Source organism: Achromobacter sp. 1011811831 (assembly GCF_059760905.1).
On record NZ_JCBANG010000166.1, the window covers coordinates 1 to 5,283 of the forward strand.

Genomic DNA, 5,283 nt, shown 5'->3' on the forward strand with positions numbered 1-5,283 from the left:
GGCTTGCGCCGGGTCGCGGACGTTTGCCTTCAACGTCCGCGAGCGCTGATCCGTTCCAGCGCCGCGCCGACCATGCCTTCCACCACGGGCGTCACCCTCGACGCCAATTCCGACCGATAGGCGTAGGGATAGGTCTCGTCCATGTAGGTCGACTGGCACATCTCAAGCTGCACCGCGTGCACCTCGTCCCCGGGCTTGCCATAGTGGCGCGTGATGTGGCCGCCCTTGAAGCGGCCGTTGACGGCCCAGGTATAGGGCGCCGCGCCCTCCAGGCGCTGGCGGATCGCGTCCAGCACGTCGGGCGCGCAGCTGGCGCCGTCGGCCGTGCCGATGTTCAGGTCGGGCAGCTTGCCCTCGAACAGGCGCGGCAGCACGCTGGCGATGGAGTGCGCTTCCCACAGCAGCACGGCGCCATGCTCGGCGCGGATGCGTTCGATCTCCAGGCGCAGCTTGTCGTGGTATGGCCGCCAGTACGCGTCCAGCCGCCGCGCGCGCTCGGCCTCGTCGGGCTCGGCGCCGTCCTGGTAGATCGGTTCGCCCCGGAATGTGTGCGTCGGGCACAGGCCGGTCTTGGTCTGGCCGGGATACAGGCTGGCGTCGTCGGACGGACGGTTCAGGTCCACCACGTAGCGCGAATAGCGCGCGCCCAGCACCGAGGCGCCCAGCGCCCTGGCCCAGCCGTACAGCGTGTCCAGGTGCCAGTCGGTGTCGCCCGAGCGCAGGCCGGCCTCGGTCATGCGCGCGCGCTGCGCGTCGGGCAGCTGGCTGCCCAGGTGGGGGATGGAGATCAGCAGCGGCGCGTTGCCGCGCTGGAATTGATAGATATCGCTCTTGGCGGCCGTGGCGGTTGCGCAGGCCTGCGCGAATCGCTGGCCCAGCGCGTCCATGTCGTCGGCGAACCAGACGGCGCGGCCCTGGTTGGACTCGCGCACGAAGTCGCGCAGCGCGCCGCTGGCGGCCAGCGGCGCAGAGATGTCGCCGACGATGGCGCACTTCATCCGGTAGTTGGTGAGCTTTTGCAGCATGTTTCCGGCGATGCGCGTTTCCAGCCGGAAGAAGTCCGCCGGCAGGCGGCGGACGGGCAGCACGATCCAGTCCACGTCCTCGCCCCAGGTCAGGCCCAGAAGGTCGGTGACGTCCTGCTCGCCGGCGAGCAGGGGGCCGTTGTCCGCCAGGCGCATGAGGCGCTGGCCGGCAACGTCGAGGAAAGTGTGCTGCGGGGTGTCCATGGGGTTCTTGTCCTGGTCGTGTGGGTCGGCGATGGCGCCGGAGCGTCTTGCGGCCATGGGCGCGGCTTCAGCGTCGGGGCCGGCCGACTGGCGGTTCTTGCCTGGATGCAAGGTGGGATAGAATACCCGCTGCTCAAAGGAGCGCATCAAAATGATCATCCAGGTCTGACCTGCACCTCCCGCCATTTCCGGCAAGCCATCGCGGCCTTGCCGGGACGGCGCGTCCCTCCGGCGACCGCGCGTCCGCGCCCGCCGGGCATCCATCTCACGCATCTCAAGTTTGTCGCAAGCCACAGGCAGGGCGGGGCCACGCGCGTTCGCGTTCGCGCGCGCCCGCCGTCCGGACCCATGGCGCGCGCCCGCGCGATGCGCACCAAGGAGTTCTCTTTATGACGGCATCCTCCAACCATCACGACGCCAGCCTGGATCTGCTGGCCCACAACCAGGCGGCCTGGGACCAGCAGGCCGCGCAGGACTGCGAATGGTCGCGGCCCGTGACGCCCGAGATCATCGCGGCCGCTCGGGACGGCGATCTGTCCGCCGCGCGCCTGACGCCGGAGCCGCTGCCGCGCGGCTGGCTGGACGCGGTCCGTGGCCTGCGCATCCTGTGCCTGGCTTCCGCCGGCGGCCAGCAGGCGCCGGTGCTGGCCGCGGCCGGCGCCGATGTCACCGTGTTCGACCTGTCCGAAGGGCAGCTGGAGCAGGACCGCGCCGTGGCGCGCCGCGAAGGGCTGGCGCTGACTGCCGTGCAAGGCGATATGCGCGACCTGTCGGCCTTCGAGGACCAGGCCTTCGACGTGGTGTTCCACCCCATCTCCAACCTGTACGTGCCCGACGTGCGGCCCGTGTGGCGCGAGTGCTTCCGCGTGCTGCGGCCGGGCGGCCGGCTGCTGTCCAGCTTCTACAACCCGGTCGTGTTCGTGGGCGACCGCGATCCGCGATACGCGGAGCAGGGCCTGATCCGGCCGGCGCACGCGCTGCCCTACGCGGACACGCGGCACCTGGACGCCGAGGCGCTGGATGCCAAGCGCGCGCGCGGCGAGGCGCTGGTGTTCGGCCACACGCTGCAGGACCAGATCGGCGGCCAGCTCGACGCCGGTTTCCTGCTGGCGGGCTTTCATGAAGCGCGCCAGCCCCGGCCGCGCTTCGTGATCGATGGCTATCTGCCGACCTTCCTGGCCACCCGGGCCGTCAAGCCGGCCTGAGCGCGCCGGCGGGCGCGGCGATCAGCCCGGCACGGGCCGGTCGCTGCTGCCGCGCACGACCAGCGAGGGCGCCAGGCGCTGGCTGCCCGGATCGTCGCCGGCCAGCTTCTGCAACAGCAGTTCCAGGCCCAGCCGGCCCATCTGATGCATCGGCGAATGGATGGTGCTCAGGCCGATGGGCAGCGCGCCGGCCAGCGGCGTGTCGTTGTAGCCCACGATGGCCACGTCGCGGCCGGCTTCCAGCCCGCGCTCGCGCGCCGCGCCCATCACGCCCACCGCCAGGAAGTCGTTGACCGCGAAGATGGCGGTGGGGCGGTCCGGGCCGGCCAGCAGGCCGGCGCCGACGCTGCGGCCGGCATCGGTATCAAAGGGGCTGGGAATGCGCCAGCGCGCGGGCACGTCCACGCCGCGCTCGGCGCAGATTTCCAGGAAGCCGGCCGCGCGGTCGCGGCCGGTGCTGGCATACGGTTCGCCAGTCATCACCGCGATGCGGCGGTGGCCCATGTCCAGCAGGTGGCGCGCCGCCAGGCGGCCGCCCTCGACGTCGTCGCAGGTCACCGCGCAATGCGCGTCGGCATGGCGGCTGACCAGCACGAAGGGCACGCCGCGCGCGGCCAGTTCGGCCAGCAGTGGATTGGGGCTGGCGTCCGGGCCGCTGTGCGCGTCGCCCAGGATCAGGCCGTCCACGCGCCGCGCCACCGCCATGTCGATCAGCTTGCGCTGCTTGTCCGGCTGGTCCTGGGTGTTGGAGACGAAGGTCAGGTAGCCGTGTTCGGCGGCGGCTTCGTCCACGCCTTCGTAGATCGTGGCCAGCACCATGTCGGACAGGCGCGGCACCAGGACGCCGATGCTGCGGCTGCGGCGGGTCTTGAGGCTGGCGGCGTGCGGATTGGCCTGGTAGCGCAGCTCGGCCGCCAGCGCGCGGATGCGCTCGACGGTGCCGGGCGCGGCCGCGCCGCGCGCATCGTCCTCGGAACCGTTCAGGACCCGGGACACCGTCGACACGTTCAGGCCGAGCTGCCGCGCCAGGCTCTGCAGCGTGACGGGACGGGATTTGTTCATGGGGCTGGAGGATACACGCTAGCGCGCGGCCGGAGGCGCGCCGCCGGCGCGGCATGGCCCCGTCCGGCGTCTTTCGGCTGCAATCTCAGCAAGGGTTTTCCCGGTGTCGCTTCCCGCCCAAAACCACTAGCATTCCGCAACCCAAACGTTTGGGTAAATCGACTGGACCGATCGCAATGACGACTGAAACGCAGAATTCCCGGTTCCGCTACCGGATCTTCACAATGGTGGTGCTGCTGGCGCTGATCAATTACATCGACCGTGGCGCCATGTCCTATGCCGCCGCCCACATCACGGGCGAGTACGGGCTGGACCGGGGCGACTGGGGCTCGGTGCTGGGCTACTTCGGCTACGGCTACATGGTGGGCGCGCTGTTCGGCGGCATGCTGGCCGACCGCTACGGCCCGCGCAAGGTCTGGATCGTGGCCGGCGTGACCTGGTCGGTGTTCGAGATCGCCACCGCCTGGGCCGGCGACTTCGGCCTGGCCTTCCTGGGCGGCTCGGCGCTGGCCGGCTTCGCCACCATCCGCATCCTGTTCGGCGCGGCCGAAGGGCCGGCGTACTCCATCATCAACAAGACCATCGCCAACTGGGCCACGCCGCGCGAGCGCGGCTTCGTGGTCGGCTTCGGCCTGCTCAGCACGCCGCTGGGCGCGCTGCTGACCGCGCCGGTGGCGGTGGGGCTGCTGAGCCTGACCGGCAGCTGGCGCGCCATGTTCTACATCCTGGGCGGCGCCGGCCTGATCGTGCTGGTGTTCTTCATGCGCATCTTCACCGACCGCCCGGAGACCAATCCGCGCGTGTCGCCCGCCGAACTGCGCGAGATCCAGTCGGCCCGCCAGCAGGCCGCCGCCGGCCAGGCCGTGGACGGCCCGGCACTGCCGTGGTGGACCTTCTTTCGCAGCAAGACGCTGATGCTCAACACGCTGGGCTATTTCTCGTTCATGTACGTGAACTTCCTGCTGCTGACCTGGACGCCCAAGTACCTGCAGGACAACTTCGGCTACAGCCTGTCTTCGCTCTGGTACATGGGCATGATTCCCTGGACCGGCGCCTGCGTCACCGTGCTGCTGGGCGGCCGCATCTCCGACCTGCTGCTCAAGCGCACCGGCAGCCTGAAGATCGCGCGCAGCTGGTTCGCCGCCGGCTGCCTGCTGGCCACCGCGCTGTGCTTCATGCTGGTGTCGCAGGCGCAGTCGGTGTTCGCCGTGATCGCGCTGATGACGCTGGCCAATGCGCTGAACGCGCTGCCCAACTCCGTGTACTGGGCCGTGGTCATCGACACCGCGCCGGCCAGTCGCGTCGGCACCTTCAGCGGCCTGATGCACTTCTTCGCCAACATCGCGTCCATCCTCGCGCCCACGCTGACCGGCTACCTGGCCGCGCGCCACGGCTATTCGGTGATGTTCGTGGCGGCGTCCATCGCCACCGCCATCGGCATGATCGCCATGCTGCAGGTGCGCCCCGGCGTGGCGCCGCGCCTGCCCGCCGGCGCCGCGCAAACCGGAGCCGCGCGATGAGCCGGCCTGCGAGCAACACGCCGCGCCTGGCGGTCGAACCGGGTTTCTTCGCCGGTCGCGGCCTTGCCGAATTGGCGCGGGGCATGGCCGAGGGCGCGTTCAGCGCCGAGGACCTGGTGCGCCACGCCGGCGCGGCCGTCGAGCGGCTCAACCCGCAGCTCAACGCCTTCGTGCACACGGACATTCCCGCCGCGCTGGCGCAGGCGCGCGCGCTCGACGCCGAGCGCGCGGCGGGACGCGTGCGCGGTCCGCTGCACGGCATTCCCG

Annotated in this window: 5 protein-coding genes and 1 pseudogene; 3 read left to right on the plus strand and 3 right to left on the minus strand. The window is 70.8% G+C overall.

What is annotated here, in order from left to right:
* Positions 1 to 29: 29 nt before the first annotated feature.
* Together hutG and AC6LJ9_RS30135 are read right to left on the minus strand one after the other, a co-directional pair.
* Positions 30 to 887, minus strand: coding sequence for an N-formylglutamate deformylase (hutG, locus tag AC6LJ9_RS30130; protein ID WP_498150390.1), 858 nt, complete (start codon positions 885 to 887; stop codon positions 30 to 32).
* A pseudogene (locus AC6LJ9_RS30135) lies at positions 879 to 1,502 on the minus strand (DUF4180 domain-containing protein); the annotation flags it as partial. The pseudogene AC6LJ9_RS30135 and the gene hutG, both read right to left, overlap by 9 nt.
* Positions 1,503 to 1,618: 116 nt before the next feature.
* Between AC6LJ9_RS30135 and AC6LJ9_RS30140 the strand changes: the two are divergent.
* Complete coding sequence (locus tag AC6LJ9_RS30140; RefSeq protein ID WP_498150386.1) at positions 1,619 to 2,434, plus strand: class I SAM-dependent methyltransferase; 816 nt, start codon at positions 1,619 to 1,621, stop codon at positions 2,432 to 2,434.
* 21 nt (positions 2,435 to 2,455) lie between these two features.
* Here the strand turns inward: AC6LJ9_RS30140 and AC6LJ9_RS30145 are convergent, their stop codons facing one another.
* Positions 2,456 to 3,496, minus strand: coding sequence for a LacI family DNA-binding transcriptional regulator (locus tag AC6LJ9_RS30145; protein WP_498150387.1), 1,041 nt, complete (start codon positions 3,494 to 3,496; stop codon positions 2,456 to 2,458).
* 176 nt (positions 3,497 to 3,672) lie between these two features.
* Here AC6LJ9_RS30145 and AC6LJ9_RS30150 point away from each other — a divergent pair, with 176 nt between their 5' ends.
* Together AC6LJ9_RS30150 and AC6LJ9_RS30155 are read left to right on the plus strand one after the other, a co-directional pair.
* The gene (locus tag AC6LJ9_RS30150) at positions 3,673 to 5,016 is read left to right on the plus strand and encodes an MFS transporter (RefSeq protein WP_498150388.1); all 1,344 of its coding nucleotides are present in this window, start codon (positions 3,673 to 3,675) and stop codon (positions 5,014 to 5,016) included.
* Positions 5,013 to 5,283, plus strand: a 271-nt coding sequence (locus AC6LJ9_RS30155) for an amidase family protein (RefSeq protein ID WP_498150389.1), incomplete at its 3' end; no start/stop codon positions are given. The genes AC6LJ9_RS30150 and AC6LJ9_RS30155, both read left to right, overlap by 4 nt.

Coding starts and splice junctions, on each gene's coding strand:
- hutG (WP_498150390.1), bottom strand. CDS start 887: ATGGACGCGCTGGGCCAGCGATTCGCGCAGGCCTGCGCAACCGCCACG.
- AC6LJ9_RS30140 (WP_498150386.1), top strand. CDS start 1,619: ATGACGGCATCCTCCAACCATCACGACGCCAGCCTGGATCTGCTGGCC.
- AC6LJ9_RS30145 (WP_498150387.1), bottom strand. CDS start 3,496: ATGAACAAATCCCGTCCCGTCACGCTGCAGAGCCTGGCGCGGCAGCTC.
- AC6LJ9_RS30150 (WP_498150388.1), top strand. CDS start 3,673: ATGACGACTGAAACGCAGAATTCCCGGTTCCGCTACCGGATCTTCACA.